Raw genomic sequence first — 15,528 nt, 5'->3', positions numbered from 1 at the left:
CGGTGGCTGTGCTAACGGGCTCTTTTATCCCGACTATGCTTTGGCCGATGCAAGGGAGGGGCAAGGATGCCGAACTATCGACGTATTTATGTGCCTGGGGCGACTTGGTTCTTCACCGTGAACCTGTTGCATCGCGAAGACAACGACCTGTTAATCCAACATATCGGCTTGCTACGCGACGCGGTGCGGCGGGTTAAGACCCTGCACCCGTTCCAAATCGATGCGTGGGTCGTTCTTCCGGAGCATATCCATTGCGTATTAACGCTACCGGCTGGCGATAGCAATTATTCGCTTCGCTGGCGCCTGATCAAGTCCACTTTTAGCCAATCATTACCGCGCGGGGAATCACGCTCGAACGTGCGCATTCTTCGCGGTGAACGCGGCATTTGGCAACGTAGATTCTGGGAACGTTTGATTCGTGACGAGAAGGACTTCCGTGAGCACGTGGATTACGTACACGGAAATCCGCTCACTCATGGTTGGGTCTGCCGGGTGAAAGACTGGCCGTATTCCACCTTTCACCGGGATGTGCGCAACGGGATATATCCCATCGACTGGGGTGGTCCGGAATAATTGAGGTTGTGTGTCAATACGGATCGCGCAATGACGGATTGCGTTGCTTTGCGCCGCTATCCATCCTCCGGTCTTGTGTATGGCGGGCGGGCATGTTTGGAGGATGGAATCCCCGTAGGGGCTTCCGTCATGGCGGTTTCGGATATGGGCGCGGTTCGGCGCGCCCCTTGAAAAACGTCGGGGTACGGCTACAGGTAACTGTTGGTCATGTCGTCGACGAAGCCTTCTTTGCGCAGTTCATCGAGGGCTTTTTGCAGGCGTTCGACTACTTCGTCCGGGGTGTCTTTGTTGAGGGCGAGGTACAGTTCGGCTTCGTTGAAGCGCAGCACGGTGTTGAGGCCGGTAACGCCTTCCTGCTTGGCCAGGTAACGGCCGACCGGATCGGTGGTAGCCCACAGGTCGATCTTGCCGTCCATCAGCTTGGCGATGTTCTGCTGATCGCGCAGCGCGTTGATGGGCGACATGCCCTGCGACTCAAGATGCTGGCTCACGGCATCGTTTTTATAGGCGCCAATGGTGTATTGCGCGGCATCTTTCAGGGTGGCAACGCTGATGGTGTTGCCCGGCGCCGAGAGCAGAACCCAGCCGGTTTTAGCCAGCGGGCCGACCCATTTGAACAGCGGCTCGCGCTCTGGGGTGAAGGTCGTTGAGAACAGTGCGTAGTTGGGCTTTTCCAGCGTCAGCCGATACAGGCGATCCCACGGGAAGCGCAGAGTCAGCGAATATTTGATACCGGCACGCTTGAACATTTCCCGCACGATGTCGGCGCTGATGCCGTCAATGCCATCATCACGAGCGAAGTTCTTGTCATCGACAGCCATGTTGAATGGCGGAAAGTTTTCCGTCAGCAACACCACCTTGTAGTCTTCCGGCAGTTCTGCGCGTGCAGCGCACGCCGCCATGGCCAAGCCGAACAGCAAACCGATTTTCAGGGTTTTCAGCATTCGATGATTCGCTCTGTTGTGATTATTGTTAACGGCTGCGCCCGGCATCGGGCCGAGCGCAAAACCGAGCTTAGGTAAATGAAGGCTTACAGGTAGTTGTTGAGAATATCGTCAACAAATCCCTCTTTGCGCAGCGCATCCAGTTCGGATTGCAACTTCTGCACCACTTCATCCGGCACTTCATTGTTGAGCGCCAGATACAGCTGCGCAGTGTCGAAGCGCAAAACGGTCTTCAAGCCAGTGATACCGGCTTGCTTGGCCAGATAGCGGCCAGCCGGATCGCCCGTCGCCCACAAGTCGATCTCGCCGGACATTAGCTTTTGCGCGTTGGCCTGATCACGCAGCACGGTGATCGGTTGCAGACCCTTTTCGGTCAGATGCTGAGCAATCGCGTCACCTTTGTAGGCACCCACCTTGTAGTTTTTCGCCTCGTCGAGGTTTTTCAGGGTGATGGTGCTGTCGCTCCTGCCGAGCAATACCCAGTCATCCGGCCCGATCGGCCCGACCCATTTAAACTGGTCTTCACGCTCGGGCAGGCGCGCCGTAACAAACACGCCATAGTCGGGCTTGGTCATGGCCAGGTTGTAGATCCGGTCCCACGGGAAGCGCAGTGTCAGGTTGTATTTGATGCCTGCACGCTTGAACACTTCACGGACGATGTCCACGGCGATGCCATCGATATTGTCTTCTTGGGCGAAGTTTTTACCGTTGATGGCCATGTTGTATGGCGGGAAATTTTCGGTGAGCAATACCATGCGGTATTCAGGGTCGATTTCAGCACGCGCCATTGTTGAAATCATCACGAGCGCACAGGCACTCATCCAGCAGAAACGCTTCCACATAAGACAGCTCGCAACCTAGGTTTAGTCAATAAAACGAGGGGCCAGCTTAGCTGTGTTTGCCTGCGCGCAAAGGCAAAACTTGATCAAGTGAGACGCAGATCACACCCTGTCGGGAACTTTTGCGCGACCGCTCTATCTCGGCGCATGACTGCAATAAATGGGCAATTTTTGTGCTTGATACGCACAAAAAAGACGCTCAAAAGAGCGCCTTTTCGCGTTACGTGTAGCGGATCAGCGCACGACAATGCCGCGGCTGGCGAGGTAGGCCTTGGCTTCCGGTACGGTGTATTCGCCGAAGTGGAAAATACTTGCTGCCAGCACGGCCGAAGCCTTGCCTTGCAAGATGCCATCAGCGAGATGATCAAGGTTGCCAACGCCGCCGGAGGCGATCACCGGAATACCCACAGTTTCACTGATTGCGCGGGTAACGCCGAGGTCGAAACCGTTCTTCATGCCATCCTGATCCATGCTGGTCAGGAGGATTTCACCGGCGCCAAGGTCTTCCATTTTCTTCGCCCAGAGCACTGCGTCCAAACCAGTTGGTTTGCGCCCGCCGTGGGTGAAGATTTCCCAGCGCGGTACTTCGCCCGGCGCCGAAACGCACTTGGCATCGATGGCCACGACGATGCACTGCGAGCCGAAACGCTGCGCCGCTTCGCCGACGAATTCGGGATTGAATACCGCAGCAGTGTTGATCGAAACCTTGTCTGCACCGGCATTGAGCAGGTTGCGGATGTCTTGCACGGTGCGCACGCCGCCGCCAACTGTCAGCGGGATAAACACCTGGCTGGCCATACGCTCAACGGTATGCAGCGTGGTGTCACGGCCATCAACGCTGGCGGTGATGTCGAGAAAGGTAATTTCGTCAGCGCCCTGCTCGTCATAACGACGGGCGATTTCTACCGGATCACCGGCGTCGCGAATATTCTCGAATTTGACACCCTTGACCACGCGACCGTTGTCGACGTCGAGGCAAGGAATAATACGTTTAGCCAGGGTCATATCGCCGTCCTGTGTAGTGCGGGCAACGCTTGGGTCAGCCCGCCTTGCGCACGTTCAATCAGCCTTTGTAGCTGTCGCAGAAAGCCTGAGCTTCGGCCACATCCAGCGTGCCTTCGTAGATTGCACGGCCGGTGATTGCGCCGATGATTCCCGGCGCCTTGGCGTCGAGCAGGGTTTTGATGTCGCCCAGATTATGGATACCGCCAGAGGCGATTACCGGAATGCTGGTCGCCGCTGCCAGCGCCGCTGTGAACGGTACGTTGCAGCCCTGCATCATGCCGTCTTTGGCGATGTCGGTGTATACGATTGCCGAAACGCCATCCGCCTCAAAGCGCTTGGCCAGGTCGATGACCTGCACGGTGCTGACTTCTGCCCAACCATCGGTGGCGACAAAACCATCTTTGGCATCCAGACCCACAATCACTTTGCCCGGAAATGCCTTGCACGCTTCGGCAACGAACTCAGGCTCTTTAACCGCCTTGGTGCCAATGATCACGTAGCTGACGCCCGCTTTGACGTAATGCTCGATGGTTTCCAGCGAGCGAATGCCGCCGCCGATCTGGATCGGCAAATGCGGATAGCGCTTGGCAATCGCCGTGACCACTTCACCGTTGACCGGCTGGCCTTCGAATGCGCCGTTCAGGTCAACCAGATGCAAGCGGCGGCAACCACCCTCCACCCACTTGGCAGCCATGCTCACCGGATCATCGGAGAACACTGTGGAGTCTTCCATGCGGCCTTGACGCAGGCGCACGCAGGCGCCGTCTTTCAGATCGATAGCGGGAATAATCAGCATCGGTTGAACCTGTTCAAGTCTTATAAAATTTAAAGGTCAGCTCTTTTCGAGCGCCCACAAGTCGCTTTCGATGCTGACAAACCGGTCACTGAGAACGGCCTGCACATCGGCAATCGCCTTGTCGTAATAAAGCGGGGCAATTTCCCGGCTGAACATCTCGAGCACTTCATGCACTTCAAACGAGCCCAGCTCAAGCTCGAAACGCTGTTCGAGAAAACGCTTGAGCGCCTCGACAGCGACTTGTTCCTGAGCCGGCTCAAGTTTGAGTTGCGCAGTGATCTTGCTCCGGGCCATTACCAGCGGCCATCCCAGGCGGCGAAGTTCTGCAGCAACTGCAGGCCATGGGTATGGCTCTTCTCCGGATGGAACTGCACGGCAAAGCGCGAACCTTCGGCCAGCGCGGCGGCAAAATCCTTGCCGTAATGTCCGCGACCGACGACCTGCTTGGGGTTGCCGGCTTCGATGTAATAGCTGTGCACGAAGTAGAAGCGCGCCATGTCCGGAATGTTGTGCCACAGCGGGTGTTTGATCGTTTGCGCGACCTCGTTCCAGCCCATGTGCGGCACTTTCAGTGCTTCGCCGTCTTCGACCTGATCCTTGCCGAAGAAGCGAACTTGCCCTGGAAACATGCCAATGCAGTCAACGCCGGCGTTTTCTTCGCTGCTCTCCATAAGCGCCTGCATACCCACGCAGATACCCAGAAACGGACGATCCTGGCTCACTTCACGGACCAGCGTGTCGAAGCCCAGCCGGCGAATTTCAGCCATGCAGTCGCGAATAGCGCCAACACCCGGGAAAACCACGCGGTCTGCTTCGCGAATTACTTTCTCGTCACTGGTGACCAGCACCCGGCCAGCACCAACGTGCTCCAGCGCTTTGGACACCGAGTGCAAGTTGCCCATGCCGTAATCGATTACCGCGACTGTTTGCATCAGAGCACGCCCTTGGTCGAAGGCATCTGGCCCGCCATACGCGGGTCCAGCTCAGTGGCCATGCGCAATGCGCGGCCAAATGCCTTGTACACGGTTTCGATCTGGTGGTGGGTGTTGGTGCCACGCAGGTTATCGATGTGCAGGCTTACCAGCGCATGGTTGACGAAGCCCTGGAAGAACTCCTGGAACAAGTCCACGTCAAAACCGCCGACTACAGCGCGGGTAAACGGCACGTGCATTTGCAGGCCGGGACGTCCGGAGAAGTCGATAACTACGCGCGACAGCGCCTCATCCAGCGGGACGTAAGAGTGGCCATAACGGACCATGCCCTTCTTGTCGCCGACAGCCTTGCTGAAGGCCTGACCGAGGGTAATACCGACGTCTTCGACGGTGTGGTGATCATCGATATGCAGATCGCCCTTACACTCGATATCCAGGTCAATCAGACCGTGGCGTGCGATTTGATCGAGCATGTGCTCAAGAAACGGTACGCCAATGTCAAAACGGGCCTTACCGGTGCCGTCCAGGTTGATTGAAACCTTGATTTGGGTCTCAAGGGTGTTGCGCTCGACGCATGCCGTACGTTCGGCCATCACCTGCTCCACGAAATCATTGTGCAAAATGGGCAGGCATTATAGGCCCAATCGGGGTAAACCTTGAAGCAAGCGCCGATCAGAAGAACAATTCTGCCGAATAACTGCAATTGAGTAACCGGATGGACAGCATCGACACCCTCGTAATTGGCGGCGGCGCAGTGGGCCTGGCCTGCGCTGCACGCCTGGCCAACCCGCAACAGAGCCTGTTGATTGTGGAGGCCGAAAGCCTGATTGGCAGCCACACTTCCAGCCGTAACAGCGAGGTGATTCACGCCGGTATTTACTACGCGCCCGGCTCGCTCAAGGCGCAACTCTGCCTTGAAGGCCGTGAGCGTCTTTACAGTTGGTGCGCACAGCATCAGGTTGCGCACCGCAAAATCGGCAAATTACTGGTTGCGGTAACTGCCAATGAAATCAGCCGCCTCGACGCGCTGGCCAGCAATGCCATTGCATCGGGTGTCGAGCCGCTGCAAGAGATCAGTCGCGCGCAATTGCAGCAGCTCGAACCGGCGGTGAGCGCAGTGGCGGCGCTCTACTCACCGCACACCGGCATCATCGACAGCCACGAATTTATCCATTCGCTGCTCGGTGCTGCCGAACGCCAGGGCGCGCAACTGGTGCTCAACACCCGCGTGACCCAACTGCAGCGCACCCCGGATGGCTGGATTGTCAGTGGGATAAGTGCCGGCGAGCCATTCCAGATCAAAGCCCAGCAGGTCATCAATGCCGCCGGACTTTTTGCCCAGCAACTGGCGCAGCAAACCAGCGAGTTGCCCGGCGCGACCATTCCCAGGCTGCATCTGTGTCAGGGCCGCTATTTCAGTTACAGCGGCCGCTCGCCATTCAATCATCTGATCTACCCGATGCCGGAAGCTAACAACGCCGGGCTCGGCGTGCACGCCACTCTGGACATGGGCGGCCAGTTACGTTTCGGCCCTGACACTGAATACATCGAGCGCATTGACTACAACGTTGATGCACAGCTGCGCGACGCCTTTGCCGCCGCCATTAACCGCTACTTCCCCGCGCTCGACAGCGCCCGGCTCAGCCCGGCATACAGCGGCATCCGCCCTAAACTGAGTGGTGCAGGGGAACCGCCGGCCGACTTCATCATCCAAACATCAGCCATACATGGGCTGGAAGGCCTGATAAACCTGTACGGGATCGAATCGCCGGGGCTGACTGCCAGCCTGGCAATTGCCGATCGCGTGGCGCTTTATGCTAAATAGTCATCACATGGGCGCTATACTTCTTCGCTCTAAATAAAAGCCAATGCATACAAGGAATCGTCCATGAAATCGCTCGGCAAAATCCTGGGCCTGTTTTTCCTCGGACTGTTGCTGATCATCGTGGCGGCGGGTTTTATCCTGACGCACCTGTTCGATCCCAACGACTACAAAGACGAAATCCGCGATCTGGCACGCGAAAAAGCCAATATCGAGCTGACGCTAAACGGCGATATCGGCTGGAGCCTGTTCCCGTGGCTTGGCCTTGAGCTGACCGATGCGACTGTCGCCAGCGCTTCGACACCCGATCAGCCGTTCGCCGATTTGCGCCTGCTTGGCCTTTCCGTGCGGGTATTGCCGCTGCTGAGCAAGCAGATCCAGATGAGCGACATCCGCATCGACGGCCTCAACCTGAATCTGCAGCGTGACGAAAAAGGCCACGGCAACTGGGAAGACATCGGTCATCCGCAAAAAACCGCCGCTGCCGATGGCGAACCTGCAGCGCCAGCAGAACCTGAAAAAACCGCAGAGACGCCCGCCAAACGCTCCGAACCCATGAAGTTGGATATCGACAGCCTGATTGTTAACGGCGCCCGCGTGGAATACAGCGATGCGCAGAAAGGCCAGCAATTCAGCGCCGAGAGCATTCAGCTCACAACTGGCGCCATCAGCGAAGGGCAGGCTGTGCCTATCAAGCTGAGTGCATTCTTTGGCACCAACAAGCCGTTGATTCGTGCGCGCACCGAGCTGCAAGGCGACCTGCGCATTGACCGAAACAGCAAACGCTACCAATTGGAAAACGCCAGAATTTCAGGTGAAGCGTCCGGCGAGCCGCTCAACGGGCAAACCCTCACCTATTCCATGCAAGGCCAGATTCTGGTCGACCTGACCAAGCAAGTAGCCGAGTGGAGCAATCTCAAACTATCGGCCAACCAGCTGCGCGCACTCGGTGAAATCAAAGTCACCGAGCTTGACCAGAAAGCGCCCAAGCTGACCGGCGGGCTGTCGATTGCCGAGATCAATCTGCGCGAGTTCCTGAGCGGTATCGGCCACCAGCTTCCGCCGATGAACGACGATAAAACCCTGCGCAAGTTCGAACTGGTTACCCGCCTCAGTGGCAGCCCGGACAGCGTCCAGCTAGACGATCTCAAAGTACAACTCGACGACAGCAAGTTCACCGGCAACCTCGCCATTGCCAGCGTTACCAAGCAAGCGCTGCGCGCGCAGCTCAAGGGCGACCAGCTCGATCTCGACCGTTACCTGCTGGCGCCGGACGAGAAAACCAAAAGCAGCACCGTTGCGCGTAACGCCGAGGTCAAGGAAAGCATCGCCAAAGCGGGCAAGAACGGCACCAGCGATCTGCCCAACGCACCCACTCAGCAAGCCTGGAGCAATACTCCGGTGTTGCCGATTGAGCGCCTGCGCAAGCTCGATATGCAGGTGGATCTGAACATGGACAGCCTGACCGTTAAGCAACAAGCGATCAGCAACTTGGCAGTCAAAGCGAAAAGCGCCAACGGCCTGCTGACCCTTGAGAATGCCAGCGGCAACCTCGGTAGCGGCAGCTTCAGCGCCAATGCCAGAGTCGATGTACGCAAGGCCATTCCGCAACTGACTCTGCACAAGCAGATCAAGCGCATTCAGATAGAACCCTTTCTGAAAACGCCTGAACATGCCGCTCCGGTGAAAGGGCTTCTCGACCTGCAAGCCGATTTGACCACCACCGGCAACAGCCAGCGCGAGTGGGTGGCCGGGCTCAACGGGACCTCGAAATTCACCCTCAACGACGGCATGCTGGTTGATGCCAACGTTGAGCAACAGCTGTGCATCGGTATTGCCACACTGAACCGCAAAAACATTACCCGCGACTTCCCGAACAAGAGCACGCCGTTCGAGAAACTCCAGGGCAGCCTGACCTTCACCAACGGCGTGGCCAGCAACCCTGATCTGGCCGTGAGTATTCCCGGCCTCAGCGTTACCGGCCACGGTGATCTCGACCTGCGGGTTATGGGCCTCGACTACCGCGCCGGCATCACCCTCAAGGGCGACCAGCGCGAGATGCCAGACCCGGCGTGCCAGGTAAATGAACGTTACGTCGGCATCGAATGGCCACTGCGTTGCCGCGGCCCGCTAGAGCTGGGCGCCAAGGCTTGCCGCCTGGACAAAGCCGGCATGGGCAAGATAGCCGCGCAATTGGCAGGCGAGAAACTGACCGAGAAACTCGAAGAGAAGCTTGGCGACAAAGTCAGTCCAGACCTCAAGGACGCGCTCAAAGGTCTGTTCAAACGATGAGTCCCACGCAATTCTCCCAAGCTGTACTCGATTGGTACGACAGCCACGGCCGCAAAGATCTGCCCTGGCAGCAGGCAATCACGCCTTATCGGGTTTGGGTTTCCGAGATCATGCTGCAACAAACCCAAGTGAGCACCGTGCTTGGCTACTTCGACCGGTTCATGAGCGCCCTGCCGACCGTGCAGGCGCTGGCGGCCGCACCTGAAGATGAAGTGCTGCACCTGTGGACGGGCCTCGGGTATTACACCCGTGCGCGCAATTTGCAGAAAACCGCGCAGATCATCGTCAGTCAGCACGGCGGGGAGTTTCCACGCAGCGTCGAAGCGCTTACCGAGCTGCCCGGCATTGGTCGCTCGACTGCCGGCGCGATTGCCAGCCTGAGCATGGAGATCCGCGCACCAATCCTCGACGGCAACGTCAAACGCGTGCTAGCCCGCTACGTGGCGCAGGAAGGCTATCCGGGCGACCCCAAAGTGGCCAAACAACTCTGGGATGTTGCCGAACGTTTTACGCCCGAGCGCCGCGTGAACAACTACACGCAGGCGATGATGGATCTGGGTGCGACGCTGTGCACGCGCAGCAAACCCAGCTGCTTGCTGTGCCCGCTAAAGAGTGACTGTCAGGCGCATCTGCTGGGTCTGGAGATTCGTTACCCAATCCCCAAGCCGCGCAAGGAGCTGCCGCAAAAGCGCGCTCTGATGCCGATACTGGCCAACCGCGAACACGCCATTCTGCTTTACCGCAGACCGGCAAGCGGGCTTTGGGGCGGGCTTTGGAGCCTGCCAGAGCTTAACGACCTGCAAGCACTCGAGCCATTTGCCAACCAACACGCCCTTGAACTCGGCGAACGCAAGCCGTTGGCCGAGTTGATTCATACTTTCAGCCACTTCCAGTTAACGATCGAGCCGTGGCTGGTCGACGTCACCGCCGCCCCCACCAACGTGGCCGAGGCCGACTGGCTCTGGTATAACCTCGCCACACCACCGCGCCTCGGACTCGCCGCTCCAGTCAAAAAACTGTTGAAGCGCGCAGCCGATGCACTGAATGCAGGAGAATTGTCATGACCCGCACCGTAATGTGCCGCAAACACAAACAAGAGCTGCCAGGCCTTGATCGCCCACCATATCCGGGCCCAAAAGGTGAAGACCTGTATAACAACGTCTCCAAGCAAGCCTGGGATGAGTGGCAAAAACACCAGACTTTGCTGATCAACGAGCGTCGTCTGAACATGATGAACGCCGAAGACCGCAAATTCCTCCAGGCCGAGATGGATAAATTCCTTTCCGGCGAAGAGTACGCACAAGCCGAAGGTTACGTGCCGCCAAGCGAGTGAAACCCGGCAAAGGGCAAAAGCGATTATTTTTTGATCACTTTTGCCCCGATTCATCGTAAGAGCCCGTTTTCTTTAAATATTTTTCACAAACACGCTTGACATGCATCCGCCAAATCCGTCTAATACGCCCCGTTGCCCAGATAGCTCAGTCGGTAGAGCAGGGGATTGAAAATCCCCGTGTCGGCGGTTCGATTCCGTCTCTGGGCACCACTAATTCATTTCAGGTGGTGACAGCATCATCTGAAATACGAAAACCCGCCTAGTGCGGGTTTTTTATTGCCTGCGATAAAGACCCGCCCTTCTCACGAGCAAACCTAAGCCGACACTGCCTCTCTTGCTGCCGGCACGCGGCCTTACCCGCGCCGAGCACATCTCACTTCAATCACGGCCAAGCAGACAGTTTCTGAACCTGCAGCCGCACATCTTTTTCCTGCCCATAGCGCAACGTCCCAATTTAGAGCCCTGCCTGTATACAGCCTGGCCAACCCTGCTCTGGTCAAAAGCTTGCAGCATGCAACAGCAGGTGGGTTTCGAATCCATCGCCAAAGTGCTCTAGATCAAGCCTTACAGCACAGCGATTCGCCAAAATAGGTAGGCACTGAGGCTACAATAGCGGCTCAATCATCTATCAGGGACGATAAATGAAACACATCCAATTGCCCTTCAAAAATCCCGAGCAGTCAGATCCGCTCGTTCGTCAGCCATCCCCAAATGATCCTCTTCCTTCGTGGCGCGACGGCGCGACCAAGCAAGCCATCATTGCGTTTGTCGAGTCTGTTACCGACAGCACCTCGAAAGATTACGTGCCGGTGAGCGAACGCATTGCGACACTCGATAACGACGGCACGCTGTGGAGTGAAAAGCCGCTCTATTTTCAGGTGCTATTCGCCTTTGATGAGGTCAAGCGCAGGGCCTCGGACCATCCGGACTGGAAAGACCGACATGGATTCAAAGAACTGCTCGAAGGCGGTATAGACGCAGTAAAGGAAAACGATCACGAAGGCATCATGGCGATAGTTGAGGCGACCCACACCGGAATCAGCACCGACCAATTTACCGCCAACGTAAGAGCCTGGCTGGCCACAGCGCGCCACCCCGGCACTCATCGTCCGTATACCGAAATGGTTTTCCAGCCGATGCTGGAGTTGCTCAACTATCTGCGCGCCAATGACTTCCAGACCTACATCGTCTCTGGCGGCGAGGTCACCTTCATGCGCGCCTGGAGCGAAGATGTTTACGGCATTGGGCCTGAGCAGGTAATCGGCACCACGTTTATCAACCGCTATCACGACAACAACGGCGAGCCCGAAATCGTGCGCACCGTTATCATGGCGCACCACAACGACGGCCCGGGCAAGCCTGTGGGCATCGAGTCGATCATCGGCCGGCGGCCAATCATGGCAATAGGCAACGGCGATGGCGACTTAGAAATGCTGCAGTGGACCGCTGCCGGCGAAGGCCCGAGGTTTATGGGCGTGATCCACCATACAGACGCCAAGCGCGAATGGGCTTACGACCGCAAAGCGCTGATCGGCAAGCTGGATGAAACTCTTGATGAAGCCATTGCCAACAACTGGACGGTGGTTGATATGCAGCGCGACTGGGCGCGAATTTATCCCGAAAACAGCGATAAATAGCCGCAACAGGTGAACGCCAAGCTCTCAAGACAGGGACTTGGCGCACCTTGTTTCAGCCGCAACAACCTCTACTGGGTCACCCGACTTGTACGATGGCTGGCCAGTGGCGGACTGACTCGGCATAATCGCCTCCATTGAGTGACAGTCTCAACTTGCTGCATCTTTGCGGCTGATCGCAACCGAACTCGACAGCCTGAATCAAAAAACCGCTTTTTGTGCCTGCGCGACAGGCAACTGCGGTGATGCGACACACGACCCACTTCAAGCTTTTAAACCGCTCCCGCAGGCTTGGCCGTAATCGAAGCGCTATGCTAATTTGGCTGCGCCAGGATGGCTATATGATGGCTGGAGAGCACTCAGAGAATAAGAGGAATACCCATGGCTGAGGCTTCGCCTGCGCTAGAAATTCGCGATTTGCATAAACGCTATGGCGATCTTGAAGTACTTAAAGGTATCTCGCTGACCGCCCGTGATGGCGATGTCATCTCGATTCTCGGCTCGTCCGGCTCCGGAAAGTCGACCTTCCTGCGCTGCATCAATCTGCTTGAGAACCCGCACAAGGGTCAGATCATCGTCGCCGGTGAAGAGCTCAAGCTCAAAGCTGCCAAAAATGGTGAACTGGTTGCCGCAGATGGCAAGCAGATCAACCGCATGCGCAGCGAAATCGGCTTCGTGTTTCAGAACTTCAACCTTTGGCCACACATGAGCGTGCTCGATAACATCATCGAAGCGCCGCGCCGCGTGCTGGGTCAGAGCAAAGCCGAAGCCACTGAAATCGCGGAAGCATTACTGGCCAAGGTCGGTATTGCCGACAAACGTCACGTTTACCCCAACCAGCTTTCGGGTGGCCAGCAACAGCGCGCAGCGATTGCACGCACGCTGGCCATGCAACCCAAGGTCATCCTCTTTGACGAACCCACCTCGGCGCTAGACCCCGAGATGGTACAAGAAGTGCTTAACGTAATTCGTGCACTGGCCGAAGAGGGTCGCACCATGCTGCTCGTGACGCACGAAATGGGCTTCGCCCGCCAAGTGTCGAGTGAAGTGGTATTTTTGCATCAAGGCTTGGTTGAAGAACAAGGCTCGCCCGAGCAGGTTTTCGAGAACCCAAGCTCAGCACGCTGCAAACAATTCATGTCAGGCAATCGCTAACCAAGGAGCTGTATCGAATGCAAAACTACAAAAAAATTCTGCTAGCCGCTGCTGCAACACTGGCTTTCGGCACTAGCGCAGTCGCCGCCGACAAACTGAAAATTGGTACCGAGGGCGCATACCCTCCGTTCAACCTGATTGACGCAAGTGGCCAGGTGGGTGGCTTCGACGTCGAGATTGGCCAAGCACTTTGCGCCAAGATGAAGGTTGAGTGCGAAGTCGTTACTTCCGACTGGGACGGTATTATTCCGGCCTTGAACGCCAAGAAGTTCGACTTCCTGATCGCCTCCATGTCGATCACCGAAGAGCGCAAGCAAGCGGTCGACTTCACGGATCCGTACTACACCAACAAACTGCAGTTCATCGCGCCGAAGAGCAGCGATTTCAAAGCTGACAAAGACAGCCTGAAAGGCAAGGTCATTGGCGCTCAGCGTGCAACCATCGCCGGCACCTGGCTGGAAGACAACATGAAAGACGTTGTCGACATCAAGTTGTATGACACTCAGGAAAACGCCTACCTCGACCTGTCGTCTGGCCGTCTCGATGGCGTGCTGGCAGACACCTTCGTAAACTGGGAATGGCTCAAGAGCGACGCCGGCAAAAGCTTCGAATTCAAGGGTGACCCTGTATTCGATAACGACAAAATCGGTATCGCTGTGCGTAAAGGCGACGAGCTTCGCGTGAAACTCAACGCCGCCCTGAAAGAAATCGTTGCCGACGGCACTTACAAGCAGATCAACGACAAGTACTTCCCGTTCAGCATTTACTAAGCTGCCGGCACTGCGCCGCCCTCACCGGCGGCGCAGGCTACTGAGCCCACATGAACTTCGATCTCTATGGATTCGGCCCTGCCCTGGCAGCCGGCACCCTGATGACCATCAAGCTGGCGCTAAGCGCGCTATGCCTCGGTCTGGTGTTGGGCATGCTTGGTGCACTGGCTAAAACTTCTCCGTACAAGCCGCTGCAATGGCTTGGCGGCACTTATTCGACCATCGTGCGCGGCATCCCGGAATTGCTCTGGGTACTGCTGATCTACTTCGGCACCGTCAACCTGATGCGCACCCTGGCAGACTTTCTGCACATGGAAAGCCTGGAACTCAGCCCGTTCGCTGCCGGCACAATCGCCCTCGGCATCTGCTTCGGCGCATACGCAACGGAAGTATTTCGCGGGGCCATTCTGGCAATCCCCAAGGGCCACCGCGAAGCGGGTCAGGCACTGGGCATGTCCAAGCCACGCATTTTCTGGCGCCTGATTCTGCCGCAAATGTGGCGTATCGCCCTGCCCGGCCTTGGCAACCTGTTCATGATTTTGATGAAGGACACCGCGCTGGTTTCAGTGATCGGCCTGGAAGAAATCATGCGTCGCTCGCAAATCGCAGTGACCTCAAGCAAGCAAGCCTTCACCTTCTACATGGTCGCCGCCTTGATTTATCTCAGCCTCACCGTCATCGCCATGACCGGCATGTACCTGCTTGAAAAACGCGCAAGCCGTGGTTTTGTCAGGAGCAGCCAATGAACTGGGAAGTCATCATCAAGTGGCTGCCACGCCTTTCCGAAGGCGCAGTGCTTACATTAGAGCTGGTCGCCTTCGCGGTAATCGCCGGTCTCATTCTGGCCATTCCGATGGGCATCGCCCGCTCATCGCGGCATTGGTATATCCGCAGCCTGCCTTACGGCTACATCTTCTTCTTCCGTGGCACACCGCTGCTGGTTCAGCTGTTTCTGGTGTATTACGGCCTTGCGCAGTTCGAGTCCGTGCGCCAAGGGCCGCTCTGGCCTTACCTGCGTGACCCGTACTGGTGCGCCGTTCTCACCATGACGCTGCACACAGCCGCCTATATCGCCGAAATCCTGCGTGGCGCGATTCAGTCTGTTCCGCCAGGCGAGGTTGAGGCTGCACGCGCATTAGGCATGTCACGGTTCCAGACCATGGTGCACATTCTGCTGCCCCGTGCTGCACGCATCGGCCTGCCCGCTTACAGCAACGAAGTGATTCTGATGCTCAAGGCCAGCGCACTGGCGAGCACCATCACCTTACTTGAGCTCACCGGCATGGCGCGCACAATCATCGCCCGCACCTACTTGCCAGTGGAGATTTTCTTCGCCGCCGGGATGTTCTATCTGGTGATCGCCTTCGTTCTGGTTCGCGGCTTCAAGCTGCTGGAACGCTGGCTGCGCGTAGACGCCTGCCAAGGCCGTTAAC

At 57.1% G+C, this 15,528-nt stretch carries 17 protein-coding genes and 1 tRNA gene; 11 read left to right on the top strand and 7 right to left on the bottom strand.

All coding sequences use genetic code 11. From position 1 onward, the window contains the following. The first annotated feature begins 66 nt into the window (after positions 1-66). Complete coding sequence (locus PMYSY11_RS01955) at positions 67-573, top strand: REP-associated tyrosine transposase (RefSeq protein WP_090513867.1); 507 nt, start codon at positions 67-69, stop codon at positions 571-573. A gap of 188 nt (positions 574-761) precedes the next feature. Here PMYSY11_RS01955 and PMYSY11_RS01950 read toward each other — a convergent pair whose 3' ends face one another. The 7 genes from PMYSY11_RS01950 to hisB all read right to left on the bottom strand — a co-directional run bounded on the left by PMYSY11_RS01950 (position 762) and on the right by hisB (position 5,682). After that, positions 762-1,517, bottom strand: coding sequence for a substrate-binding periplasmic protein (locus PMYSY11_RS01950; RefSeq protein WP_069902414.1), 756 nt, complete (start codon positions 1,515-1,517; stop codon positions 762-764). An 86-nt stretch (positions 1,518-1,603) separates the two neighbouring features. Continuing rightward, positions 1,604-2,338, bottom strand: coding sequence for a substrate-binding periplasmic protein (locus tag PMYSY11_RS01945; protein ID WP_139134767.1), 735 nt, complete (start codon positions 2,336-2,338; stop codon positions 1,604-1,606). Positions 2,339-2,590: 252 nt separating this feature from the next. Then, complete coding sequence (gene hisF / locus PMYSY11_RS01940) at positions 2,591-3,361, bottom strand: imidazole glycerol phosphate synthase subunit HisF (RefSeq protein WP_150548172.1); 771 nt, start codon at positions 3,359-3,361, stop codon at positions 2,591-2,593. 58 nt (positions 3,362-3,419) lie between these two features. Continuing rightward, the gene (gene hisA / locus PMYSY11_RS01935; RefSeq protein ID WP_150548171.1) at positions 3,420-4,157 is read right to left on the bottom strand and encodes a 1-(5-phosphoribosyl)-5-[(5-phosphoribosylamino)methylideneamino]imidazole-4-carboxamide isomerase; all 738 of its coding nucleotides are present in this window, start codon (positions 4,155-4,157) and stop codon (positions 3,420-3,422) included. Positions 4,158-4,193: 36 nt separating this feature from the next. After that, a complete protein-coding gene (locus PMYSY11_RS01930) occupies positions 4,194-4,451 on the bottom strand; it encodes a DUF2164 domain-containing protein (protein WP_069902410.1) in 258 nt (85 codons plus the stop codon). Continuing rightward, the gene (hisH, locus tag PMYSY11_RS01925; protein WP_069902409.1) at positions 4,451-5,089 is read right to left on the bottom strand and encodes an imidazole glycerol phosphate synthase subunit HisH; all 639 of its coding nucleotides are present in this window, start codon (positions 5,087-5,089) and stop codon (positions 4,451-4,453) included. Before hisH ends, PMYSY11_RS01930 begins: the two co-directional genes overlap by 1 nt. Further along, a complete protein-coding gene (gene hisB, locus PMYSY11_RS01920; RefSeq protein ID WP_069902408.1) occupies positions 5,089-5,682 on the bottom strand; it encodes an imidazoleglycerol-phosphate dehydratase HisB in 594 nt (197 codons plus the stop codon). The genes hisH and hisB overlap by 1 nt, the downstream gene beginning before the upstream one ends. Positions 5,683-5,804: 122 nt before the next feature. On the opposite strand from hisB, the gene PMYSY11_RS01915 reads away from it, so the two are divergent. The 10 genes from PMYSY11_RS01915 to PMYSY11_RS01870 all read left to right on the top strand — a co-directional run bounded on the left by PMYSY11_RS01915 (position 5,805) and on the right by PMYSY11_RS01870 (position 15,527). Next, positions 5,805-6,914, top strand: coding sequence for an NAD(P)/FAD-dependent oxidoreductase (locus tag PMYSY11_RS01915; RefSeq protein ID WP_150548170.1), 1,110 nt, complete (start codon positions 5,805-5,807; stop codon positions 6,912-6,914). A gap of 63 nt (positions 6,915-6,977) precedes the next feature. Further along, positions 6,978-9,203 (top strand): AsmA family protein, encoded by a 2,226-nt coding sequence (locus tag PMYSY11_RS01910; RefSeq protein ID WP_150548169.1) that lies wholly within the window; start codon positions 6,978-6,980, stop codon positions 9,201-9,203. Then, positions 9,200-10,267, top strand: a complete 1,068-nt coding sequence (gene mutY / locus PMYSY11_RS01905; RefSeq protein WP_150548168.1) for an A/G-specific adenine glycosylase — start codon at positions 9,200-9,202, stop codon at positions 10,265-10,267. The genes PMYSY11_RS01910 and mutY overlap by 4 nt, the downstream gene beginning before the upstream one ends. Further along, positions 10,264-10,536 (top strand): oxidative damage protection protein, encoded by a 273-nt coding sequence (locus PMYSY11_RS01900; protein WP_069902404.1) that lies wholly within the window; start codon positions 10,264-10,266, stop codon positions 10,534-10,536. The genes mutY and PMYSY11_RS01900 overlap by 4 nt, the downstream gene beginning before the upstream one ends. A gap of 134 nt (positions 10,537-10,670) precedes the next feature. Further along, positions 10,671-10,746, top strand: a tRNA-Phe gene (locus PMYSY11_RS01895). Between the two features lie 431 nt (positions 10,747-11,177). Continuing rightward, positions 11,178-12,173, top strand: a complete 996-nt coding sequence (locus PMYSY11_RS01890) for an HAD family hydrolase (RefSeq protein ID WP_150548167.1) — start codon at positions 11,178-11,180, stop codon at positions 12,171-12,173. 378 nt (positions 12,174-12,551) lie between these two features. Beyond that, positions 12,552-13,325: an ABC transporter ATP-binding protein gene (locus PMYSY11_RS01885; RefSeq protein WP_069902400.1), complete on the top strand. Its 774-nt coding sequence runs from the start codon at positions 12,552-12,554 to the stop codon at positions 13,323-13,325. Positions 13,326-13,342: 17 nt separating this feature from the next. Further along, entirely contained in the window at positions 13,343-14,095 is a 753-nt protein-coding gene (locus PMYSY11_RS01880; protein ID WP_069902399.1) for an ABC transporter substrate-binding protein, read from the top strand. A gap of 50 nt (positions 14,096-14,145) precedes the next feature. Further along, on the top strand, positions 14,146-14,841 hold the full coding sequence (locus PMYSY11_RS01875) for an ABC transporter permease (protein ID WP_150548166.1): 696 nt from the start codon (positions 14,146-14,148) through the stop codon (positions 14,839-14,841). Continuing rightward, entirely contained in the window at positions 14,838-15,527 is a 690-nt protein-coding gene (locus PMYSY11_RS01870) for an ABC transporter permease (protein WP_069902397.1), read from the top strand. Before PMYSY11_RS01875 ends, PMYSY11_RS01870 begins: the two co-directional genes overlap by 4 nt. Position 15,528: the final 1 nt, after the last annotated feature.

The organism is Pseudomonas marincola (assembly GCF_900682675.2).
Classification (GTDB): Bacteria; Pseudomonadota; Gammaproteobacteria; order Pseudomonadales; family Pseudomonadaceae; genus Aquipseudomonas; species Aquipseudomonas marincola.
The sequence above is the reverse complement of the archived record's forward strand: the minus strand, read 5'-3'. Positions and strand labels throughout refer to the sequence as shown.

Coding starts and splice junctions, on each gene's coding strand:
- PMYSY11_RS01955 (WP_090513867.1), top strand. CDS start 67: ATGCCGAACTATCGACGTATTTATGTGCCTGGGGCGACTTGGTTCTTC.
- PMYSY11_RS01950 (WP_069902414.1), bottom strand. CDS start 1,517: ATGCTGAAAACCCTGAAAATCGGTTTGCTGTTCGGCTTGGCCATGGCG.
- PMYSY11_RS01945 (WP_139134767.1), bottom strand. CDS start 2,338: ATGAGTGCCTGTGCGCTCGTGATGATTTCAACAATGGCGCGTGCTGAA.
- hisF (WP_150548172.1), bottom strand. CDS start 3,361: ATGACCCTGGCTAAACGTATTATTCCTTGCCTCGACGTCGACAACGGT.
- hisA (WP_150548171.1), bottom strand. CDS start 4,157: ATGCTGATTATTCCCGCTATCGATCTGAAAGACGGCGCCTGCGTGCGC.
- PMYSY11_RS01930 (WP_069902410.1), bottom strand. CDS start 4,451: ATGGCCCGGAGCAAGATCACTGCGCAACTCAAACTTGAGCCGGCTCAG.
- hisH (WP_069902409.1), bottom strand. CDS start 5,089: ATGCAAACAGTCGCGGTAATCGATTACGGCATGGGCAACTTGCACTCG.
- hisB (WP_069902408.1), bottom strand. CDS start 5,682: ATGGCCGAACGTACGGCATGCGTCGAGCGCAACACCCTTGAGACCCAA.
- PMYSY11_RS01915 (WP_150548170.1), top strand. CDS start 5,805: ATGGACAGCATCGACACCCTCGTAATTGGCGGCGGCGCAGTGGGCCTG.
- PMYSY11_RS01910 (WP_150548169.1), top strand. CDS start 6,978: ATGAAATCGCTCGGCAAAATCCTGGGCCTGTTTTTCCTCGGACTGTTG.
- mutY (WP_150548168.1), top strand. CDS start 9,200: ATGAGTCCCACGCAATTCTCCCAAGCTGTACTCGATTGGTACGACAGC.
- PMYSY11_RS01900 (WP_069902404.1), top strand. CDS start 10,264: ATGACCCGCACCGTAATGTGCCGCAAACACAAACAAGAGCTGCCAGGC.
- PMYSY11_RS01890 (WP_150548167.1), top strand. CDS start 11,178: ATGAAACACATCCAATTGCCCTTCAAAAATCCCGAGCAGTCAGATCCG.
- PMYSY11_RS01885 (WP_069902400.1), top strand. CDS start 12,552: ATGGCTGAGGCTTCGCCTGCGCTAGAAATTCGCGATTTGCATAAACGC.
- PMYSY11_RS01880 (WP_069902399.1), top strand. CDS start 13,343: ATGCAAAACTACAAAAAAATTCTGCTAGCCGCTGCTGCAACACTGGCT.
- PMYSY11_RS01875 (WP_150548166.1), top strand. CDS start 14,146: ATGAACTTCGATCTCTATGGATTCGGCCCTGCCCTGGCAGCCGGCACC.
- PMYSY11_RS01870 (WP_069902397.1), top strand. CDS start 14,838: ATGAACTGGGAAGTCATCATCAAGTGGCTGCCACGCCTTTCCGAAGGC.